Origin of the sequence: Curtobacterium sp. MCSS17_011 (assembly GCF_003224275.1) — a bacterium.
Taxonomy (GTDB): Bacteria; Actinomycetota; Actinomycetes; order Actinomycetales; family Microbacteriaceae; genus Curtobacterium.
Genome location: NZ_QKLE01000002.1, coordinates 124,365 through 145,145, shown reverse-complemented (window position 1 = coordinate 145,145; position 20,781 = coordinate 124,365). Strand labels below are relative to the sequence as shown.

Here is a 20,781-nt window from a genome sequence, read left to right as displayed (position 1 = left end):
CATGGTCGGCGCCGATAGTGGTCAGCGCCGACGCGGGTCGAGTGCGGCGCGCAGCGTGTCACCGAGCGCGATGACGGCGAGCACGGTCACGGCGAGGAACGCCGCCGGCGCGATGAGCATGTGCGGGGCACGGAGGAACTGCGACGTCGCCGCGGACAGCTGCAGCCCCCAGGAGATCGCCGGACGCTCCAGCCCGATGCCGAGGTAGGTCAGCGACGACTCGGACACGATGACCCCGCCGACGGTGATGGTGGCGAGCACGAGCAGCGGCGAGATCGACGACGGCAGCACGTACCGGGTGGTGATCCGCCACGTCGACAACCCCATCGTCCGGGCGGCGAGGACGAACTCGGCGCCCCGGACGCTGCGGACGCTCGACCGCACGAGCCGGGCCATCGTCGGCCACCCGAACAGGGCGAGCACGAGCGACACGGTGAGCACCGACCGCTCCCCCACGCTGTTCAGCACGACGACGGCGCCGAGCAGGAACGGGAACCCGAGGAACACGTCGGTGAGCCGGGCGAGGACGGCGTCCACCCATCCGCCGACCATGCCCGCGACGGTGCCGACGACGACCGCGACCATGCCGGCGAGCACGGTCGTGAGCACCGCGACGGCGATCGACGACCGGGTGCCCCAGACCACGTTCGCGTACACGTCGCAGCCCTGCAGGTCGAAGCCGAACGGGTGCCCGGCGGTCGGTGATGCCCCGCTCCGGCCGAGGTCGCACACCCGGGGGTCGCCGTGGCCGAACAGCCCGGCGAAGAGCTGCGGGAACGCGGCGATCAGCAGGACCACCGCGAGCACCGACGCGGGCACCCAGAACCCCGGGGTCCGGGCGGCGGCGAGCAGTGGGCGGCGGCGGACACCGACGACGGGTTCGACGGTGGCGCCGAGGGCTTCGGTGGTCATCGGGAGGCTCCTGTCCGGACGCGCGGGTCGAGGGCGGCGTGCAGCAGGTCGACGAGCACGCTCGTGACGAGGAACACCAGGATGAGGGCGGTCGAGATGCCGACGACGACGGCCCCCTCGTGCGAGCGGATGCCCTGGAAGAGCAGGTTCCCGACGCCCGGCAGGTTGAAGATGCCCTCGATGATGACGGTGCCGCCCATCAGGTACCCGAGGTCGGTCGCCAGGTAGGTGGCGGTGGGGATGAGTGAGTTCCGCAGGACGTGCACGCCGACGATCCGGCCCGGCGCGAGCCCCTTCGCACGGGCCGTCCGGACGTAGTCGGCGTCGAGCGTCTCGATCATCGACGTCCGGGTGAGTCGGGACACCGCGGCCAGGCCGAACAGGGCGATCACGAACGCCGGCAGGACGTACGCGGTCGGCCACCCGGCGGTGACGCCCGCGACCGGGAACCAGTGCAGCCGCACCGAGAACACCAGCTGCAGGGCCACGCCGAGCACGAACACGGGCACGGCTCCGACGACGATGGTGCCGACGAGCACCGTCTTGTCGAGCACGGTGCCGCGCTTGAGCGCCGAGAGCACGCCGAGTCCGATGCCGAGGACGATCTCGAGTGCCCACGCGCTCAGCGCCAGCGTGATCGTCACCGGCCAGCGCGACGCCATCTGCTCGCCGACGGACTGCCCGTTGAAGTCGGTGCCGAAGTCACCCCGGAACAGGCCGCCCAGGTACTCCACGTACTGCAGCCACAGGGGCTGGTCCAGGTGGTACTCCGCCCGCAGCGTCCGCACGACGGTGTCGGTGAGCGGGCGCTCGCCGCCGAGCGCCTTGATCGGGTCGCCGGGCAGCGCGAACGTCATCGCGTAGATCAGGAAGGTCACCCCGAGGAACACGATGACCAGGCCGCCGAGTCGGCGACCGACGGCGAGCGTCGGACGCATCACGCGCCTCCCGAGACGGTCGCCGACACCGGACGGGAGGCGCGGGTCGGGTCCGCCACGTGCGCCGCGCAGGCGAGGATCGCCCCGTACTGCACGCCCACGAGCTTCCCCACCGGGATCGGCTGCGCACCGGTCGACGCGTCCGCCTGCCAGTGCGCGTACCGCTCGGCCAGGCGGTCGCGGAGCCGCCGGAGCGGCGCGGACGCCGTGCCGGCGGTCGTCTCCGCCTCGACGGCGCGCAGGAGCATGCCGCCGTAGCGCAGGCGGAAGCAGCGGACGAGGTCCTCGCAGCCGAAGCGCTCCGCGACGGTGGCCGTGCGGTCCGCCGGTTCCCGTTCGGCGCGGCGGCGGTCGGTGTCCGCCATCCCGACGAGCATCGGCACGAACGCCCGGGAGGCCTCCACGAACGGGGACGGGATCGAGAGCATCGGCGACGCCTCGTCGAGGAACGCCTGCAGTTCCGCACCCGAGGCACCGAGCTCGTCCGCGCACCGGCGGAGCAGGTCGGCGTACGGCTCGTCGGTCGGGGTCTGGTCGTCGGCGTCGGGGTGGCTCCAGTACGGCAGCTCGGCCACCATGCAGAGGGCCCCGTGCCGCATCGCCCACGCCGCGCTCGACCCGCCGTGGATGTGCTCGCCGGGGTCGACGCCGAGCTCCTCGAGGTAGGCGTACGCCGTCTCGATGCCGTCCATCGCGAACACCGCCGAGGCGAGCTCCCGCAGGTACGGGGACTCCGGCTCCCCGGTGTCGAGCGGCAGCCCGAGTGCGGCCGGCACCGCGTGCAGGGTGTCGACGACGTCGGGCAGGTCCTCGGACAGGTAGTAGTAGACGCCGCCCATCTCGCCGTTGTGCAGGCTCACGAGCAGGTCCGGCTCGGTGTCGTCGATGAGCCGCATGAACGCGAGCGTCTCGGGCAGCACCTGGTCGAAGTACACCGACTTGTAGCTGTTCGGGAACGTCCACTCGACCTGGCTGTCCGGGGCGGGCCGGTAGAAGTGCCGCGAGTAGAAGACCCGGTCGTGCGGGTCGTGGAACCACGCCTCGTTGAGCCGCATGCCGTCCGGGTCGATCGTCGGGACGATGTGCCAGGTGACGTCGAGCGCGGCCACCCGCTCGTCACCGAGGGCCGTCTCGGCGAGGTGCAGCGCCGTCCACGAACCGATCGGCTCGTTCGGGTGCACCCCGCCGACCACGACGGCCGCGTGCGACCCGGTGCCGATGCGGTAGCTGTGCAGGGGTTCGCCGAGGCGGCTCGTACCGATCCGGGTGACCGTGACCCGGTCGGGGTGTGCCGCGGCGAGCGCGGCGAACCGTGTGTGCAGGTCGTCGACGAGCGGGAAGCCGTCGCGGTCGGGGACGTCGCGGACCAGGTCGAGGACGGTGTGCTGCTCCATGCCCGCCCTACTTCACGGCGATCTGCGCGATGACGGGGCTGCCCGCCACCGCAGGCAGCTTCGCGATCTTGTCGCTCGTGACGTACGAGTACTTGTCGAAGAAGGTCGGGACGACCGGGAAGTCCTCGAGGACCGCCTGCTGCGTCTTCGTGTAGTACTCGTTCGCCTCGTCCTGGGACCCGGCGGAGTCGGCCTTCGCGAGCAGCGAGTCGACGTCGTCGGACTGGTAGTAGCCGGTGCATGGGGAGCAGCCGCCCGCCGTGGTGAACAGCGCGCGGAGCGTGTTCTGCTGGCTGATGTACAGCGCGCCCCAGTGGCCGAAGTGCGGGCCGGCGACGGTCTTGTCGGTGAGCTCCGAGTAGTAGGACGCCCAGTCGGTGGTGGCCTTCGCCTCGGCGTCGACGCCCAGGTTCTGGCGGATCTGGTTGGCGTACGCCTCGTACAGCGAGTCGAGGCCGGTGCCGCCCGGGTAGACGAGCGTCATGGTGCCGTCGAACCCGCCAGCACCGGCGAGGAGCTTCTTCGCCGCTGCCGGGTCGAACTCGCACGCGTCGCCGCAGATGCCCTCTTCGGTGCCGGACATCGACGGCGGGGTGAGTGCAGTGGCGGGTTCGTACAGGCCGCCGTAGATCGCGTCGTTGACCTCGTCACGGTCGATCGACATCGAGATCGCGCGGCGCACGTCGGGGTCGGAGTACCGGTCGTCCCACAGCGGGAACCCGAGGTAGTCGATGCCGGGAGCGTCGAAGGAGTGCAGGCGGTCGCCGAAGTCGGCCTTCGCGCTCGTCATCTTGTCGGTCGGCAGGAACAGCACGTCGGCGTTGCCGGCCAGGACGTCCGTGTAGGCGGTGTTCATGTCGGAGTAGCTGCGGAAGGTCACCTCGTCGGTTGCGGGCTTCGTGCCCTCGTAGTCCTTCCACGCCGTGACGGTGAACTCCTGGTCCGCCTTCCACGCCTTCGTCATCTCGTACGGGCCGTTGCCGATCGGCTTCTCGTCGTACGCCTTCAGGTCGTCGTAGGCGGCCTCGGGCATCGGGTAGAACGCCGTCTGGGCCTGGCTGAGCTGCAGGGGGAACTGGCTGTCCGCGTGGGTGAGCGTGACCGTGAAGGTGTCCTTGCCGGTGACCTTCAGCCCCGACATCTCCTTGGTCTTCGGGGTGCCCTTCGCCGGGTTGAGGTCCGTGTACCCGACGATCCCGGCGAGCTGACCGCTGTTCTCCCACGCGTTCGGGCCGTAGGCGACGTGGTTCCAGGCCTTCACGTAGCTCTCCGGCGTGACGGCCTCGCCGTTCTGGAACGTCCAGCCGTCCCGCAGCGTGATCGTCCAGGTGGTGGCGTCGTCGCTCTCGACGCTCTTCGCCGCGACGTCCTGCAGATCACCATCGGCGTCGGTCTGGGTGAGCGGCGCGAAGACGCTCATCACCTGGTCGAAGGCCACGGTCTGCCGGCCCGGGGTCAGGTGGTCGGGCTCGCCGGTCGCGTAGACCAGGCTCGAGGGAGCGTCGTCGTCGGCCGCGCCGCCCGCCGAACAGCCGGTCGCCACCAGTGCCAAGGTTGCCGCCGCGGCCAGCGCGGCGATCGTCCTGCGTCGCATGATCTCTCCTCGATCGGGTGCGGCCGGATCCCTGCCCGGTCGTCGTGGTGGGAAAGCTAGGACGGTTCGAATCCCGACCACAAGGTTTCTTTCAATGCGCTCTGAGAGTTTTACCGCGCAGAAACACTGACGAAACGGCACCCGTCGCGCGTCCGGGCCCGTTGTGCCACGCTCGGACCATGCGCCACACACCGCACTTCCTGATGACCGACGTCGACGAGGTCCGGCGCCTCATCACCGGGAACCCGTGGGCGACGATCGTGTCCCACACCGCGGCCGGGCTCGTCGCCTCGCACTACCCGGTGCTGCTCGAGACCCCCGGCCCCGACGACGACCCGGACGCCCTCGTCCTGGTGTCGCACGTCGGCCGCCCCGACGAGGTCGCCCACGAACTCGGGCAGCACGAGGTCCTCGTCGTGTTCCAGGGACCGCACGGCTACGTCTCCCCCGCCTGGTACCCGCCGGAGCAGTTCGTGCCGACCTGGAACCACGTCACCGCGCACGTGTGGGGCACCCCCGAGATCCTGTCCGACGACGAGAACTTCCGTGTCCTCGGTGAACTCGTCGACCACTTCGAGCGGGTCATGCCGTCGCCCGTGTCGTTGCAGATCGACGAGGAGACCGCCCGCCGGATGGCCAAGGGCACCGTCGGCGTCCGGATCCGCGTCACCCGGTTCGACGCCCGCGCCAAGCTGTCGCAGAACAAGGCCCCCGAGGTGATCGACCGCATCGTCGCCGGGCTGCGGGGCGACGGCCCCTACGCGTCGCCGGCGCTCGCCGACGAGGTCGAGCGGGTCCGGCCGGTCCCGTCCACAGCGAGCGGCCTGGAGGCGTCGTGACGGAGGTCCTGCTGCGAACCGTCCGCAGGGTGGGCACCTCCGGGGCCCCTGCCGACGTCCGCATCGTCGACGGTCGGGTCACCGAGATCGGGCCGACCGGCACGCTCGACCCCACGGGCGTCGACACCGAGGTGGTCGAGGCCGCCGGCGCCTGGCTCGGCCCGGGGCTCCGCGACCACCACACGCACTTCGACCAGTGGGCCCTCGTCCGCCGTCGCGTCGACGTCACCGGCTGCGACTCCGCCGAGGCGACCGCCGACCTGCTCGCCGCGGTCGCACGGGCGGGAGTGACCGACCGCGTCCTGGTCGGACACGGCTACCGCGACGGGATGTGGCCGCGCCCTGCACGACGCGAGCTGCTCGACCAGGCCGCACCGGGCCTCCCGGTCGTCGTGATCAGCGCGGACCTGCACGCGGTGTGGTGCAACGCCCTCGCGCTCGCGCACTTCGGAGCTGCCGTCGGCCGACCGCTCGACACGGGCGAGGACGGGGTCCTGCGCGAGCAGGATGCCTTCGACGTGACCGGCGCACTGTCGCAGGTGCCGGACGACCTGCTCGACGCCTACGTGGCGGACGCTGCAGAGGCCGCGGCGGCCCGCGGCGTGACGGGCGTGGTCGACCTCGAGATGCGCTTCGGGCTCGACCGCTGGCGCCGCCGGATCCACGCCGGCACCGACGCGATCCGGGTCGCGTCCGGGGTGTACCCGGCCGAGCTCGACGAGGCCATCGCCCGGGGTCTGCGGACCGGCGACGTGGTCGACGGCACGCGGGGGCTGCTCACGATGGGGCCCTTCAAGGTGATCACCGACGGGTCGCTCGGCACCCGCACCGCCGCGATGACGGACGGCTCCGGCGTGCTCGCGTGGGCATTCGAGGACCTCGTCGCGCTCACCCGCCGGGCCGTCGACGCCGGACTCGTCCCCGCGATCCACGCGATCGGTGACCGCGCGAACACCCTGGCGCTCGGCGTCTTCGAGGCCGTCGGAGCCCGCGGCACGATCGAGCACGCGCAGTTGCTCGTCGACACCGACGTCGACCGGTTCGCCCGGCTCGGGGTCGCCGCGTCGGTACAGCCCGAGCACGCCATGGACGATCGCGACATCGCCGACCGGCACTGGGCGGGGCACACCGACCGGGCCTTCGCCTTCGCGTCGCTCGCACGGGCCGGAGCGCGCCTGCTGCTCGGGTCGGACGCCCCGGTGGCGCCGCTCGACCCGTGGGTCTCGATGGCGGCGGCCGTCGGGCGGGACCGCGACGGCCGTGACCCGTGGCACCCGGCCGAACGGTTGTCGGCGCTCGTCGCGTGGCGGGGGTCGACCGACGGGCGCGTCGGGGTGTCCGTCGGCGACGTGGCGGACCTGGTGCTCGTCGAGACCGACCCGCTCGCCGCATCCTCGTCCGCCGCACTTCGTGGCATGCGGGTGCTCGGGACGGCCGTCGCCGGGCGGTTCACGTACCGGGAGGTGTGATCTCGCCGCGGTGCCGCTGCGCTACTTCTGGTCCTTCGGACACCAGTAGAGCTTCCGGCCGGCCATGTCGGCCATCCGGATCTCGGTGCCGCACACCCGGCACGGCTCGCCCTGCCGGTGATACACCCAGTGGCGGTCCTTGCGTGAACGCAGGGCCTTCTTGTGGTCGGCCTCGGACAGGTCGTCCATCGTCATCATCAGGCCGTCGCGGACACCGTCGTGCAGCAGCTTCGACCAGTCGGCCCAGAGCGCCTTGGCCTGCTTGACGGTGATCTTCTTGCCGGGCTTGTACGGGTCGATGCGCTGCCGAAAGAGCAGCTCGGCGCGGTAGATGTTGCCGATGCCGGCCACGACGGACTGGTCCATGAGCAGCTGCCCGATCGCGACGTTGCGCTTCCGGACGTTGTCGACGAAGGTCTTCTCGGCCTCGGGCCCGTCGTCGTTCATCGGGTCGGGGCCGAGCTTGTCGAGCGCGCGCTGCACCTCGGCCGGGGTCTCCACGACGCACGCGGTCGGGCCGCGGAGGTCGGCGACGGTGTCCCCGGTGAGGATCCGCACCCGGACCTGGCCCACCGGGTCCGGCGGGAAGGACTCGATCGGGTCCTCTACCTTCTCCTGCTCGGCCATCCGGTAGCGGGCGAGCCGCGGTGCGCCGATCGAGCTGAGGGACTCTTCGCGGTCGTCGTCGTCGGACAGCGCCTCGGCGGTGGAGATCATCCCCGCGAAGTCCCATGCGCCGTACAGGCCGAGGTGGACACGCAGGAACAGGTCGCCCTCGAACTCCAGGAACATCTGCTTCGCCACCGCCCGGGCCGCGATCATGCGTTTGCCGTCGAGCTGTGCGGCCCCGGCGGCGAAGCGGCCCTGGGGGCTCGACACCTCGCAGCGCTTGCCGACGAAGTGCCGGGTGAACTGGTTGGCGATGCGGTGGACGGAGTGACCCTCGGGCATGACTACCGTTCTACCCGGTACCCCTGACGGGCCGGACTACTGGTCGATCTGGCGGCCGGCGATCAGCCCGGTGGTCTCGTACTCGGCGAGCTGGGCGATGCGGCGGGCGTGACGCTCCTCGCCCGAGAACGGCTCGGCGATGAACAGGTCGACGAACCGGATCGCCTCGTCCTCGGTGTGCTGGCGCGCGCCGATGGAGATGACGTTGGCGTCGTTGTGCTGACGGGCGAGCAGCGCGGTCGACTCGTTCCAGACGAGCGCGGCGCGGATGCCCTCGACCTTGTTGGCGGCGATCTGCTCGCCGTTGCCGGAACCGCCGAAGACGACGCCGAGCGCCTGGACACCGGCGCGCTGGTCCTGCACCACGGCGTGCGCGGCGTTGATGCAGAACGAGGGGTAGTCGTCGAGCGCGTCGTACTCGGTCGGACCGTGGTCCACCACCTCGTGCCCGGCGTCGGTCAGGTGCAGTGCGAGGGTCTTGTTGAACTCGAGGCCGGCGTGGTCCGTTCCGAGGTGGATGCGCATGGAACCGATCTTATTCCTGCGGCTCCGGGGCCCGGACCACCACGGACTACGGCGCCCGGACCACCACGACGAGGTACCGGGTGGGGTCCTCGCCCGGGTTGCGGTAGACGACGTCGGCGGGGTCGCCGAGCTCGATCCGGTCCCCCGCCGCCAGGCGCGTCGGCTCGCCGCCGACGACGACCTCGAGCACGCCGTCCACGACCCAGATGCAGTGCCGCAGGAACGCGTAGGCGGACGCCGGGTAGGCCACTTCGCGGCCGGCCGGGAGGCGCACCTCGGTGACGTCAGCGGGGAACGCCGCGCTCGAGACCGGACGGCGGCGGTACCCGGTGTCGGGATCGGTCCAGGAATCGGCGGTCGCGCCGCGCTGGACCCCGCGTGCCTCGTCGGGGTCCGTCACCCTGGGCACCTCGTGCTCCAGAGCGTCGTCGAGGAGCTGCGAGATCGTCAGGCCGAAGGCGCCCGACAGGCGACCGAGGATCGTCGCGGTGGGGCTGGAGACCCCGCGCTCGACGCGGTTGATCATCGCGCGGGAGACGCCGGACTCCTCGGCGAGCTCGGTGAGGCTCCACTTCCGCTCGGTGCGCAGGCGCTGGAGCCGTTCGCCGAGCATCCGCTCGTCGTCTACGATGTGAGACATGACGACAGCATATGCGACGAACGGGGTCGTGATCCGCGACTGCACACCGGCCGACCTGGACGTCGTGCACGCCCTGCACGTCGATGCCGTGCTGCACTCCACCGCCATCTGGCAGGACACCCCGCACCCGCGTGCATACTTCGACGGGTGGCTCGCCGAGCGGCAGGGCGGCGGCTACCCGGTGCTCGTGGCCGAGGTCGACGGGGTCGTGGCCGGCTACGCAACGTACTCGCAGTGGCGGCCGCACCAGGGATACCGGCTGACGGTCGAGCACAGCGTCTACGTGGTGGAGGCGTTCCGCGGCCGGGGCATCGCCACGACCCTGATGCAGGAGCTGGTCACACGAGCCACCGCCGAGGGCCGGCACGTCATGATGGCCGGGATCTGCAGCACCAACACGGGGTCGATCGCCCTGCACGAGCGCCTCGGGTTCACCACGGTCGCGGTCGTGCCCGAGGTCGGACGCAAGTTCGACCGCTGGCTCGACCTGACGCTCATGCGCCTGCCGCTCGTCTGACGCGACGGGCGGGGCGGGCGCACCACGGGCCTCCCGGCCGCCCGTCGACGAACGGAACCTGGTTCCGGAGCGTCAGTCGGTGGTGTCGAAGACCGGGCCGACGGTGCGCGAGCGCTTGAGCTCGAAGAAGCCGGGGTACTTCGCGACGGCGACGACGCCGTCCCACAGGTCGAGCGCCTCCTGGCCCTTGGGCGCCGGGGAGATGACCGGTCCGAAGAACGCGGTGCCCTCGACGGCGATGACCGGCGTCCCGACGTCCTGTCCGACGCGGTCGATGCCGTCCTGGTGGCTGGCGCGCACGGCGGCGTCGACCTCGTCCGTCCAGGCGGAGTCGAGCAGGTCGGCGTCGAGGCCGAGCTCGGCGAGCACGGCTGGAACGACCTGTTCCGGGTCGGACTCCTGGCGGTGGTGGATGTGCTCGCCGAGCGCGTCGTACAGCGGCTTGACGATGTCCTGCCCGAGCCGGAGCCTCGCCGCCGTGACGATGCGCGGGTAGACCTGGCCCGCGTGCAGGCGCTCCCTGTAGGCGTCCGGGACGTCCTGGTCCTCGTTGAGGACGAACAGGCTCATCACGTTCCAGGTCACGTCGAGGTCGCGGTGCTCGGCGACCTCACCCACCCAGCGGCTCGTCATCCAGGCCCAGGGGCAGTTCGGGTCGAACCAGAACTCCACGGCGGTGCGCTCGGTGGTGGGGTCGGTCGGGTTGTCCACAGTCGTCTCTGTCACGATCCGAGCGTACGCGGCGTCGCTAGGCTGGAACCCATCGTCCCGCCGGCGCACGACGCCGTCCGGGGCCCCGTACGCGGACACCGATCGTCCGCGTCCCCAGCGAAGATGGAGCGTTGCGTGCCCGGAGAGAACCTCACCCGAATCGAAGCCCAGGAGCGCGCGGCCGTCGTCGCCGTGCAGACGTACGACGTCGAGCTCGACCTGACCCGCGGCGCCGAGGCCTTCGGCAGCACCACGCGGGTGCGCTTCACCGCCACCGCCGGCGCATCGACCTTCATCGACGCCATCACGAAGACCGTGCACTCGATCACGCTGAACGGCACCGCGCTCGACGTCGCCGCGGTGAACGACGGCGTGCGCATCCGGCTCGACGACCTGCAGGAGCAGAACGAGCTCGTGGTCGTCAGCGACGCGCTGTACACGAACACCGGTGAAGGCCTGCACCGCTTCGTCGACCCGGTGGACGACGAGGTGTACCTGTACTCCCAGTTCGAGGTCCCGGACTCCCGCCGCATGTTCGCGGTGTTCGAGCAGCCCGACCTGAAGGCCGAGTTCTCCTTCACCGTGACGGCGCCGTCCCGGTGGCAGGTCGTCTCGAACTCCCCCACGCCGGAGCCGCACGTCGACGGCGACGTCGCGACCTGGGCATTCCCGCCCACCGCGCGCATCTCGAGCTACATCACCGCGCTCGTCGCCGGCCCGTACGAGGTCGTGCGCGACGAGCTGACCAGCCGCGACGGCCGGACGATCCCGCTCGGCGTGTTCGCGCGCAAGTCGCTCGCCTCGTACCTCGACCCCGAGTACGTGTTCGACATCACGAAGAAGGGCTTCGCCTACTTCGAGGAGAAGTTCGACGTCGCCTACCCCTTCGACAAGTACGACCAGCTGTTCGTGCCGGAGTTCAACGCCGGTGCGATGGAGAACGCCGGCGCGGTCACCTTCACCGAGACCTACGTGTTCCGGTCGAAGGTCACCGACGCCATCAAGGAGCGCCGGGTCGTCACGATCCTGCACGAGCTCGCCCACATGTGGTTCGGCGACCTGGTCACCATGAAGTGGTGGAACGACCTGTGGCTCAACGAGTCCTTCGCTGAGTGGGCCTCCACGATCGCCACGGCCGAGGCCACCGAGTGGACCGAGGCCTGGACCACGTTCCAGGCGATGGAGAAGTCCTGGGCCTACCGCCAGGACCAGCTCCCCTCGACGCACCCGATCGTCGCGACGATCAACGACCTCGAGGACGTCCAGGTCAACTTCGACGGCATCACCTACGCGAAGGGCGGCTCGGTCCTCAAGCAGCTCGTCGCCTGGGTCGGCATCGACGCGTTCTTCGCCGGTGTCTCCGCCTACTTCAAGAAGCACCACCACTCGAACACCGAGCTCCGCGACCTGCTCGTCGAGCTCGAGGCGACGAGCGGCCGTGAGCTCACCGAGTGGTCGAAGCTCTGGCTCGAGACCGCGGGCGTCAACACCCTGCGTCCGGAGATCGAGACCGACGAGTCCGGCGTCATCACGTCGTTCACCGTCCTGCAGGAAGCCCCCGCCGACTACCCGACGCTGCGCCCGCACCGTCTGGCGATCGGCGTGTACGCCTTCCGGAACGACGAGTCCGCGCCGTTCGGCGCCGACACGGCCTCCGCCGGTGGCAAGCTCGAGCGGGTCCACCGCGTCGAGATCGACGTCGACGGTGCCCGCACCGAGGTGCCCGAGCTCGTCGGCGTCCAGCGCGGCGACCTCGTGCTGCTGAACGACGACGACCTGGCCTACGCCAAGATCCGTCTCGACGAGCACTCGCGGCGCACCGCGATCGAGCACCTCGCGTCGATCGCGAACCCGCTCGCCCGCTCGATCGTCTGGGGTTCCGTGTGGGACGCCACGCGCGACGCCGAGTCCCCGGCCAGCGACTACGTCCGTCTCGTGCTCGGCAACATCGCGACCGAGACCGAGTCGACGACCATCCGCACGACGCTCTCGCAGCTGCTGCTCACCGCACGCAACTACGTGGCGCCGGGCTCGGTCGAGGCCACGGTCCGCACCGTCGGCGACACCCTCTGGCAGCTCGCGTCCTCGGCCGAGGCCGGTTCGGACGCGCAGTTCCAGTTCGTGAAGTTCTTCGCGCAGATCCCCTCCACGCCCGAGCACGTCACGACCCTGCAGGGCCTCCGCGACGGATCGGTCACGCTGCAGGGCCTCGAGATCGACACCGACCTGCGCTGGGAGCTGCTCGAGGGCCTCGTGCTCACGGGTGCTGCGGACAACACCGAGATCGACGCCGAGCTCGCCGCGGACAAGACCGCGTCGGGCGAGCAGGCCGCGGCCCGTGCCCGTGCGACGATCCCCACGGCCGAGGGCAAGCTGGCGGCGTTCTCGTCGCTGGTCGACTCGTCCGAGCTGCCGAACGCGATCGTGCGGCAGACCACGGTCGGGTTCCAGCACGTGAACAGCCCGGTGCTGCTCGAGGGCCTCGTGCCGAAGTACTTCGAGGTGCTCACGCGCATCTGGGCCGAGCGCAGCTACCACATGGCGGACACCATCGTCTCGGGCCTCTACCCGGCGCCGCTCGCGTCGGCCGAGCTCCGTGACGCCGCCGCCGCGTGGCTCGAGGAGCACCCGGAGACGCCGGCGCTGCGCCGCATCGTGTCGGAGAGCCTCGCGGGCACCGAGCGCGCGCTCCGGGTCCAGGCCGCCGACGCCTGACCCCTGCTCTGATCCGGCGGGGTCTTGGTGTTCCTCCAGGGATGCCGAGGCCCCGCCGCTTAGCATCGACCGGATATGAACTTGGCTGCAGACTCCACCGACGTCCCGAAGTGGGCCTCCAACACCTTCACCCAGTTCGTCGAAGCGTGGCACATCCCGATCACGATCGTCATCACGATCCTCGCGGCGATCCTCGTGCGCGTGTTCCTGCGGCGCATGATCAAGCAGGTCGTCGACCGGGTCGTGAACGGCGTCAAGAAGCGTCAGGGCGCTGAGGACACCCAGGCCCTCATCGCCTCGCCCGTGCAGACCGCCCGGGTCGTGCAACGGACGCGGACCCTGGGCAGTGTGCTCGAGAACCTGGCGACGGTCATCGTCGTCGTCATCGCGCTGGCGATCATCATCCCGGTCGCGATTCCGAACGCCGCAGTCGGCATCGTCGGCGGCGCGTCCCTCGTCGCAGCCGGCCTCGCCGTCGGCGCCCAGTCCATCGTCAAGGACCTGCTGTCCGGCATCTTCATGATCCTCGAGGACCAGGCCGGCGTCGGTGACGTCGTCGACACCGGTCAGGCCACCGGCGTCGTCGAGAATGTCGGGCTGCGCGTCATGCAGATCCGCGACGTGAACGGCATCCTGTGGTTCGTGCCGAACGGGCAGATCCTGCGCGTCGGCAACCTGTCGCAGGGCTGGTCGCGCGTGCTCGTCGACATCACCGTGCCGTACGACACCGACATCGACGCCGTGCAGGACGCTCTGCTCAAGGCCGCCGTCACGATGTCCCAGGAGCCCCGCTGGCGGCAGCGGATCGTCGAGAAGCCGGAGATCTGGGGCCTGCAGTCCATCACCGACGCCGGCATGGTCTTCCGTCTGGTCGTGAAGACCCGCGCGTCCGAGCTGGACGTCGTCGGCCGCGAGCTCCGCACCCGCCTGAAGCACGCCGTCGACGAACTCGGCATCACCCTGCCCGCGATGGCGATGATCATGCCCGAGGGCTGGGAGAACGCCACCTCGATCAACGGTCTGCGCACCGTCCGGACCCAGCCGACACCGGCGCCCACGAAGGCCCGGCGCACCAAGCGCAACCTCCTCGGGCAGCCGATCCGCACCGACGACCCCGACAGCGGGAAGGACCCCCGATGATCGACCCCACACCCCCGAGCGGCACGGGCGGGCCCGGAGCACGCGGCTCGCTCGGCATGCCCGGCTCGTCCAGCGCCGTCGGCATCCCGGCCCAGCCGATCACTCTGCGCGTCGGGGAGCACGGTGCCTCGGCCACGGGGTCGCTGTACGAGCGGATCGGCGGCGCCCCCACCTTCGACCGGCTCGTCCGTCGCTTCTACGAGGGCGTGCAGCAGGACGAGGTCATCTGGCCGATGTACCCGGCCGACGACCTCGAAGGTGCGATCTGGCGCCTCTCCGCCTTCCTGCAGCAGTACTGGGGCGGCCCGGGCACCTACAGCGAGCAGCGGGGGCACCCACGCCTCCGGATGCGGCACAACCCGTTCCGCATCACGTCCGAGGCGCGGGAGCGTTGGCTCCACCACATGCACGAGGCGGTGGAGTCGCTCGAGCTCGCTCCCCTCGATGAAGCCGAGCTCTGGGGTTACCTCGACCGCGCTGCCCACGCGATGACGAACACCTTCGACTGACGCGCGCCCGGCACGAACGCCGTCGTGTAGTCGAGACGCCGCCGAATCCGGCGGCGTCTCGACGCTTCCGCGGCGTCTTCCGCTGACGCCGGCGTGCAGTGATCGTCACGTGCGCCGGACGGGAGGCCCGTGGCGGAGTCACCACGGGCCTCCCGTCCGGCGCTTCCCGGGTTCTCGACCCCGCGAGACGCCGTCGTGTCCGTCAGCCGCCGCCACGGGCGCGAGACGCCTCCGGGTTCGGCGGCGTCTCGGGGAGCTCGAGGTGTCTTCGCTGGACGCCGTCGTCTCAGCGGACGTACGAGCCGGAGGCGAGGTCCTCGACGAGCGACGGGCGAGTCGGACGCCAGCCGTAGGCCGACCGGGCGTGCGCGCCGGAGGCTTCCTGGTGCAGCAGCAGGGCGTCGGCGTAGTCCCGCCCGAGCCGGTCGCGACTCGCGTCGACGCTCTCGACGACGACCGGTGAACCATGGGCCCCGGCCTCCGCGACCTCACGCACGGTCGGGTTGTCCCCGGTCGCCGCGACGATGTACCCGTCGAGCTCGTCGCGGTGCAGCGCGAGGACGTAGAGCTCGCCGAGGTCGTCGACGTGCACCGTCGTCCACCGCTGGGAGCCGTCGCCCACCAGGTGCACCGGATGCTCACCGTCGCCGACGAACATCGCCGGGATGCCGGCACCGCGTCCGTACACGATGCCGGGGGCGACGATGGTGCTCCGCACGTCGCTCGCCCGCAGCAGGTCCTCGTTCGGTCCGCGCCAGGCGGTCAACGCGGGCGGATCGATCGGCGACTGCTCGGAGATGTCCGTCGAGTCGCCGAACGTGAAGATCCCGCCCGTGTGCACGAAGGGCTTGGGAGTGCCGGCCACGGCACCGATCACGGTGCGGATGAAGTCCGGGTCGACGCCCGGCGCCGATGCCGTGTGGACCACACCGTCGCTCTCGTGCAGCAGCCGTTCGACGACCTCGGTGTCGGTGACGTCGTCGACCAGGGCACGGCCACCGGCGTCACGGACGTGCTGGGCCTTCTCGTCGGACCGGACGAGCGCGGTGACCTCGTCGCCGTGGGCCACGAGGGAGCGGAGGACGGAGGAGCCGATGTAGCCGGACGCACCGGTGAGGAAGACGTGCATGCGGCCAGCCAACCACGCTGACCGGGCGACGTCGCTAGGAGCTCAGGGTCCAGGCGCGGCGCTTCACGAGCACGTGACCGCGCGAGGTCGTGAGGCGGCTCCACGGGCCGGTCTCGAACAGACGGACCGGGTCGTGCCCGAGGAACCCGAGGCTCTCGCCCGCGAAGCCCGCACCGGCAGGCAGGTGCTCGACACCGGGGACCGGTCGACCCCAGACCTCGGCGCGGATCCGTCGGACGATGGCCTCGCCCGCGTTGGACGGCACGGCGTCGGCGACCTCGGCGATGCCGTCACGGGTCGCCCGGCGGAGGAGCTCCGGTGAGACGTCGGGCAGCGGCACCCAGCCACCGCGGGGCGGCGAGATGGCCGCCCACGTGACGGTGTGGACTTCGTGCGGCAGCTCGACCTCGATCGGGGTGGCCCGCGTCGGGTCGGCGCCCTCGGCGTGTTCGGCGTCCTGCGCCTCGGCCAGCAGGCGGAGGCGCTCGAGGAGCGACTGCAGCGGGACCACGGTGTCGATCGAGGCCGGTTCGGTGAGCGAGAACGTGCGGAGGCCGAGCACCGTCGGCAGTTCGTCGAGCAGCCCGAGCGGGTAGAGGATCGCCGTGTAGACGGCCAGGACGCCGGAGTCGGCGATGAGCCGGACCGAGCCGTCCTCGATCCGAGCGGCACGTCCGAGGTACGTGCGGAGGTCACCGAGGGAAGCGGCGTCGGGAAGCGTGAACGAGTTGCCCATGTCGTCGCCGATCCTACCGGCGATCGGTGCCGCACAGCCTGGACGTGGCGACCCTGCGCCGGGGACGGCACGCCGTTCGTAGACTGCACAGCGTGAACGGCGAACCCGACTTCCTGCAGACCCTGCGACTCGAGGACACCGGCGCGAGCACGGGCGAGACGATCCTGACCGGTGCCAGCCACTGGTCGCCCGGCGGACGGGTGTTCGGCGGGCAGGTGCTGGCGCAGTGCATCGTCGCCGCGCAGCGCACGATCGAGGGACGTGACGTCCACTCGATGCACGGCTACTTCCTGCGACCCGGCGACATCGACGTACCGATCACCTTCGGCGTCGAGCGCATCCACGACGGTCGGTCGTTCGCCACCCGTCGCGTGCAGGCGTACCAGCGCGGGGTCCCGATCTTCTCGATGATCGCGTCGTTCCAGGTGCCGGACTCCGGCATCGAGCACCAGGACCCCTACCCGGTCGACACCCCGGACCCGGAGTCCCTGCCGTCGGCCGCGTCGATCCTGTCCGCGATCGACCACCCGGTCGCACGTGCCTGGGCCGCGCGGTCCATCGACCTGCGACACGTCGAGGGACCGGTGTTCGTCGACGTGCAGGGCGAGCACGTGCCGCACCAGGCGGTCTGGTTCCGCGTGCAGGGCGACCTGCCGGAGGACCCGGCGCTCCACCGTGCGGTGCTCGGGTACGCGAGCGACCTGTCGATCCTCGAGCCGATCATGCGGCGACACGGCGTCGCCTGGGGCACCCCCGGCGTGAAGAGTGCCAGCCTCGACCACGCCATGTGGTGGCACCGCGACGGCCGTGCCGACGAGTGGATCCTCTACACGCAGGAGTCCCCGAGCGCGCAGGGCGGTCGGGGACTCGCGTTCGGCCGGATGTTCTCCCGTGACGGCAAGCTGCTCGCCACCGTCGCCCAGGAGGGCATGATGCGGGTGCCTACGGCCGGCTGAACTGCACCGGTTCCTCGAGGGAGCGCTCGCACGCGGCACGCTCGGTGTCGGTCAGTCGACGCGGACGGTTCGTCGCCGCATCGACCATGACGAGTGCCGTGGTCGCCCGGGTGTACAGGACCGCGGGGTGCTGCCCCACCGGCGACCAGACCTCGTACGAGACGTCGATGCTCGCGCCCCCGAGCCGTCCGATCCACATCTGGATGTCGAGCGGTTGGCGGAGGTACGGGATCGAAGCCAGGTACTCGAGGCGCTGGCCGGCGATCACCGTCATGGTGCCCGAACCCGGCCGACCGTCGATGATCGGCTCGGGCAGGACGCCGTCGGGGTCTTCACCGGGGTCGGCGCCCCAGAACCCCACGATCCGCGCCTCCTCGAGGAGGCGCAGCATCGCGGAGTTGTTGACGTGACCGTAGGCGTCGATGTCGCTCCACCGCATGCGGATGGGAGCGTGCAGTCTCGCCACGCGGGTCAGTCGCGGGTGAGCTTGCGGTACGTCGCGCGCCCGGGCTTCGCGGCATCGGCACCGAGGCGCTCGATCTTGTTCTCCTCGTACGCCTCGAAGTTGCCCTCGAACCAGTACCAGTTCGGCGTGCCGTCCTCGTTGAGGCCTTCCCACGCCAGGATGTGCGTGGCGATGCGGTCGAGGAACCACCGGTCGTGGGTGATGACCACGGCGCAACCGGGGTACTCGAGCAGGGCGTTCTCGAGGCTGCCGAGCGTCTCGACATCCAGGTCGTTGGTGGGCTCGTCGAGGAGCAGCAGGTTGCCGCCCTGCTTGAGCGTCAGCGCCAGGTTCAGACGGTTGCGCTCACCACCGGACAGGATGCCGGCGCGCTTCTGCTGGTCCGGGCCCTTGAAGCCGAACTGCGACACGTAGGCGCGGGACGGGATCTCGGTCTTGCCGACCTGGATGTAGTCGAGCCCGTCGGACACGACCTCCCACAGGTTCTTGTTCGGGTCGATGCCACCGCGCGTCTGGTCGACGTAGGAGATCTGGACGGTGTCGCCGATCTTCAGCGTGCCGCCGTCCAGGGGTTCGAGGCCGACGATCGTCTTGAAGAGCGTGGTCTTGCCGACGCCGTTCGGGCCGATGACGCCGACGATGCCGTTGCGGGGCAGCGTGAACGACAGATCGCCGATGATGACGCGCTCACCGAACTGCTTGCGCAGGTGCTCGGCGTCGATGACCTGCGAACCGAGACGCGGGCCGACCGGGATCACGATCTCCTCGAAGTCGAGCTTGCGGGTGCGCTCGGCCTCGGTGACCATCTCCTCGTACCGGGCGAGACGGGCCTTCGACTTCGCCTGACGGCCCTTGGTGTTGCTCCGGACCCAGTCGAGCTCGGAGGACAGGCGCTTCGCGAGCTTGGCGTCCTTCTTGCCCTGGACCTCGAGGCGGGCGCGCTTCTTCTCGAGGTAGGTCGAGTAGTTGCCCTCGTACGGGTACAGGCGGCCGCGGTCGACCTCGGCGATCCACTGGGCGACGTGGTCGAGGAAGTACCGGTCGTGGGTCACGGCGAGGACGGCACCGTGGTACTGCTGCAGGTGCTGCTCGAGCCAGAGCACGCTCTCGGCGTCGAGGTGGTTGGTGGGCTCGTCGAGCAGGAGCAGGTCGGGCTTCTGGAGCAGCAGCTTGCAGAGCGCGACGCGGCGCTTCTCACCACCGGACAGGTGCGTGACGAGTTCGTCCCCCGGGGGGCACTGCAGCGCCGCCATGGCCTGCTCGAGCTGGGAGTCGAGGTCCCACGCGTCGGCGGCGTCGATGTCTTCCTGCAGCGTGCCCATCTCGGCCAGGAGCGCGTCGAAGTCGGCGTCGGGCTCGGCCATGAGCGCCGAGATCTCGTTGAAGCGTGCGAGCTTGCCGTGGATCTCGCCCACGCCTTCCTGCACGTTCTCGAGCACCGTCTTGCTCTCGTCGAGCTCCGGCTCCTGCATGAGGATGCCGACGGAGAAGCCCGGCGTGAGCTTCGCCTCGCCGTTGGACGGCTGGTCGAGACCCGCCATGATCTTCAGGATCGTCGACTTGCCAGCACCGTTCGGTCCGACGACGCCGATCTTGGCACCGGGGAGGAACGACATCGTGACGTCGTCGAGGATCAGCTTGTCACCGACCGCCTTGCGGGCGCGGACCATCTGGTAGATGTACTCAGCCATATCGGCCCCAAGTCTAGTGACACCGCCGGAGCACCGCTCGCCCGACGCCGGATCGCCGCTTCCCGCACCTGTACGAACAGGCCTGTTGCGCAACGCACGTCACGACGTAACCTCTCCTCGCCCCGCAACCTCGGGGGCCCGTCGCCCACCACGACGAGGACCAGGATCAGGACCAGGACCACGGACAGGACGAGGACCATGACCACGCACACGACCACGACCCCGTCGCGGCTCCGCCGCCTCGCGCTCCCCTTCGTCGGAGCGATCGCACTCACCGTCGCACTCATCGCCCCGGTGTCGCCGGCATCAGCGGCCGGTGCCGTGCCGAAGGGCAGCCCGTACCTGCTGTACACCGCGAGCATCAGCGCCAACGGCACGGGCACCGGCTACTCGTCGTACATCAACGTGCACGACGCCCACAACAACGCCTACGCGTTCGGGATCCAGTCGGACAAGGGCTCCCCGCAGAGCAAGGGCAAGCCGCGCTACATCTGGGAGCGCGTGCAGAACGGCAAGTTCACGTACGGCTACCTCGGTCCGGCCACGAACAAGCTCACGCCCATCGGGATGCGCTGGTACAAGAACGACGTCGCGACGATGATCGTGAACCACAAGACGATCGGCACCCTGAAGCTCAACCTCGACGGTCGCCTGTTCTTCAACGCCGAGGCCAACGCCCGTCTCAACGGTGACGTCGTGCACTCGACGGTGCAGAACACCCGCATCACGGTGGGCGACCGCAAGTCGAACACCGGCCTGAACGGCAAGTGGGACACGAGCTTCTCGTTCCACGGGCTGAAGGCGAAGCAGACGAACAGCCCGCGGGTGCAGGGCGCGAGCTTCAAGATCGACGGCCGCGTGACCGGGCTGCCGCGCGGCGGCAACTGGGACACCGCCCAGGTCTCCGGCATCGGGATGATCGCCCAGAAGTGGTGACCGACGCGACGCG

General features: G+C 70.4%; 20 protein-coding genes. 8 read left to right on the top strand and 12 right to left on the bottom strand.

Going from position 1 to position 20,781, the window contains the following annotated elements:
- Nucleotides 1–21 precede the first annotated feature (21 nt).
- The 4 genes from DEJ17_RS02085 to DEJ17_RS02070 are packed head-to-tail and all read right to left on the bottom strand — an operon-like array spanning nt 22 to nt 4,838.
- Entirely contained in the window at nt 22–912 is an 891-nt protein-coding gene (locus DEJ17_RS02085; RefSeq protein WP_110891847.1) for an ABC transporter permease, read from the bottom strand.
- Complete coding sequence (locus DEJ17_RS02080) at nt 909–1,850, bottom strand: ABC transporter permease (protein WP_110891846.1); 942 nt, start codon at nt 1,848–1,850, stop codon at nt 909–911. The genes DEJ17_RS02085 and DEJ17_RS02080 overlap by 4 nt, the downstream gene beginning before the upstream one ends.
- The gene (locus DEJ17_RS02075; RefSeq protein ID WP_110891845.1) at nt 1,850–3,244 is read right to left on the bottom strand and encodes a M14 family zinc carboxypeptidase; all 1,395 of its coding nucleotides are present in this window, start codon (nt 3,242–3,244) and stop codon (nt 1,850–1,852) included. The genes DEJ17_RS02080 and DEJ17_RS02075 overlap by 1 nt, the downstream gene beginning before the upstream one ends.
- 7 nt (nt 3,245–3,251) lie before the next feature.
- Nucleotides 3,252–4,838 carry an ABC transporter substrate-binding protein gene (locus tag DEJ17_RS02070; RefSeq protein WP_258366612.1) on the bottom strand — a complete coding sequence of 529 codons (1,587 nt, stop codon included), beginning with the start codon at nt 4,836–4,838 and terminating at the stop codon, nt 3,252–3,254.
- 179 nt (nt 4,839–5,017) lie between these two features.
- Between DEJ17_RS02070 and DEJ17_RS02065 the strand changes: the two genes are divergently transcribed.
- Both DEJ17_RS02065 and DEJ17_RS02060 read left to right on the top strand, forming a co-directional pair.
- Entirely contained in the window at nt 5,018–5,677 is a 660-nt protein-coding gene (locus DEJ17_RS02065; protein ID WP_110891843.1) for an FMN-binding negative transcriptional regulator, read from the top strand.
- A 29-nt stretch (nt 5,678–5,706) separates the two neighbouring features.
- Nucleotides 5,707–7,146, top strand: coding sequence for an amidohydrolase (locus DEJ17_RS02060; RefSeq protein WP_258366611.1), 1,440 nt, complete (start codon nt 5,707–5,709; stop codon nt 7,144–7,146).
- 21 nt (nt 7,147–7,167) lie between these two features.
- Here the strand turns inward: DEJ17_RS02060 and DEJ17_RS02055 are convergent, their stop codons facing one another.
- Genes DEJ17_RS02055 through DEJ17_RS02045 form a run of 3 tightly spaced genes read right to left on the bottom strand, consistent with a single transcriptional unit; the run spans nt 7,168 to nt 9,262 of the window.
- Nucleotides 7,168–8,097: an Fpg/Nei family DNA glycosylase gene (locus DEJ17_RS02055; protein WP_110891841.1), complete on the bottom strand. Its 930-nt coding sequence runs from the start codon at nt 8,095–8,097 to the stop codon at nt 7,168–7,170.
- A gap of 36 nt (nt 8,098–8,133) precedes the next feature.
- Nucleotides 8,134–8,622, bottom strand: coding sequence for a ribose-5-phosphate isomerase (locus DEJ17_RS02050; protein WP_110891840.1), 489 nt, complete (start codon nt 8,620–8,622; stop codon nt 8,134–8,136).
- Nucleotides 8,623–8,668: 46 nt separating this feature from the next.
- A complete protein-coding gene (locus DEJ17_RS02045; RefSeq protein ID WP_220033598.1) occupies nt 8,669–9,262 on the bottom strand; it encodes a helix-turn-helix domain-containing protein in 594 nt (197 codons plus the stop codon).
- Here DEJ17_RS02045 and DEJ17_RS02040 point away from each other — a divergent pair.
- Entirely contained in the window at nt 9,261–9,779 is a 519-nt protein-coding gene (locus tag DEJ17_RS02040) for a GNAT family N-acetyltransferase (RefSeq protein WP_110891838.1), read from the top strand. The two genes, DEJ17_RS02045 and DEJ17_RS02040, sit on opposite strands and share 2 nt — an antisense overlap.
- A gap of 72 nt (nt 9,780–9,851) precedes the next feature.
- Here DEJ17_RS02040 and DEJ17_RS02035 read toward each other — a convergent pair whose 3' ends face one another.
- The gene (locus tag DEJ17_RS02035) at nt 9,852–10,412 is read right to left on the bottom strand and encodes a disulfide bond formation protein DsbA (protein ID WP_258366625.1); all 561 of its coding nucleotides are present in this window, start codon (nt 10,410–10,412) and stop codon (nt 9,852–9,854) included.
- 213 nt (nt 10,413–10,625) lie between these two features.
- On the opposite strand from DEJ17_RS02035, the gene pepN reads away from it, so the two are divergent.
- From pepN to DEJ17_RS02020, 3 genes are all read left to right on the top strand, one after another.
- On the top strand, nt 10,626–13,205 hold the full coding sequence (gene pepN, locus DEJ17_RS02030) for an aminopeptidase N (protein ID WP_110891836.1): 2,580 nt from the start codon (nt 10,626–10,628) through the stop codon (nt 13,203–13,205).
- Between the two features lie 75 nt (nt 13,206–13,280).
- Entirely contained in the window at nt 13,281–14,345 is a 1,065-nt protein-coding gene (locus DEJ17_RS02025; protein ID WP_110891835.1) for a mechanosensitive ion channel family protein, read from the top strand.
- Between the two features lie 56 nt (nt 14,346–14,401).
- Nucleotides 14,402–14,854 (top strand): globin, encoded by a 453-nt coding sequence (locus DEJ17_RS02020; protein WP_258366624.1) that lies wholly within the window; start codon nt 14,402–14,404, stop codon nt 14,852–14,854.
- Between the two features lie 286 nt (nt 14,855–15,140).
- Here the strand turns inward: DEJ17_RS02020 and DEJ17_RS02015 are convergent, their stop codons facing one another.
- Entirely contained in the window at nt 15,141–15,983 is an 843-nt protein-coding gene (locus DEJ17_RS02015; RefSeq protein ID WP_110891834.1) for an NAD(P)H-binding protein, read from the bottom strand.
- A gap of 34 nt (nt 15,984–16,017) precedes the next feature.
- The gene (locus DEJ17_RS02010; RefSeq protein ID WP_071405518.1) at nt 16,018–16,719 is read right to left on the bottom strand and encodes a hypothetical protein; all 702 of its coding nucleotides are present in this window, start codon (nt 16,717–16,719) and stop codon (nt 16,018–16,020) included.
- A gap of 92 nt (nt 16,720–16,811) precedes the next feature.
- Between DEJ17_RS02010 and DEJ17_RS02005 the strand changes: the two genes are divergently transcribed.
- On the top strand, nt 16,812–17,675 hold the full coding sequence (locus DEJ17_RS02005) for an acyl-CoA thioesterase II (protein WP_110891833.1): 864 nt from the start codon (nt 16,812–16,814) through the stop codon (nt 17,673–17,675).
- Here DEJ17_RS02005 and DEJ17_RS02000 read toward each other — a convergent pair.
- Nucleotides 17,662–18,114 carry a thioesterase family protein gene (locus DEJ17_RS02000; RefSeq protein ID WP_110891832.1) on the bottom strand — a complete coding sequence of 151 codons (453 nt, stop codon included), beginning with the start codon at nt 18,112–18,114 and terminating at the stop codon, nt 17,662–17,664. The two genes, DEJ17_RS02005 and DEJ17_RS02000, sit on opposite strands and share 14 nt — an antisense overlap.
- Before the next feature lie 32 nt (nt 18,115–18,146).
- Nucleotides 18,147–19,832 (bottom strand): energy-dependent translational throttle protein EttA, encoded by a 1,686-nt coding sequence (ettA, locus tag DEJ17_RS01995; protein WP_071405516.1) that lies wholly within the window; start codon nt 19,830–19,832, stop codon nt 18,147–18,149.
- 198 nt (nt 19,833–20,030) lie between these two features.
- Here ettA and DEJ17_RS01990 point away from each other — a divergent pair, with 198 nt between their 5' ends.
- On the top strand, nt 20,031–20,768 hold the full coding sequence (locus DEJ17_RS01990; protein ID WP_111030562.1) for a hypothetical protein: 738 nt from the start codon (nt 20,031–20,033) through the stop codon (nt 20,766–20,768).
- Nucleotides 20,769–20,781 lie beyond the last annotated feature (13 nt).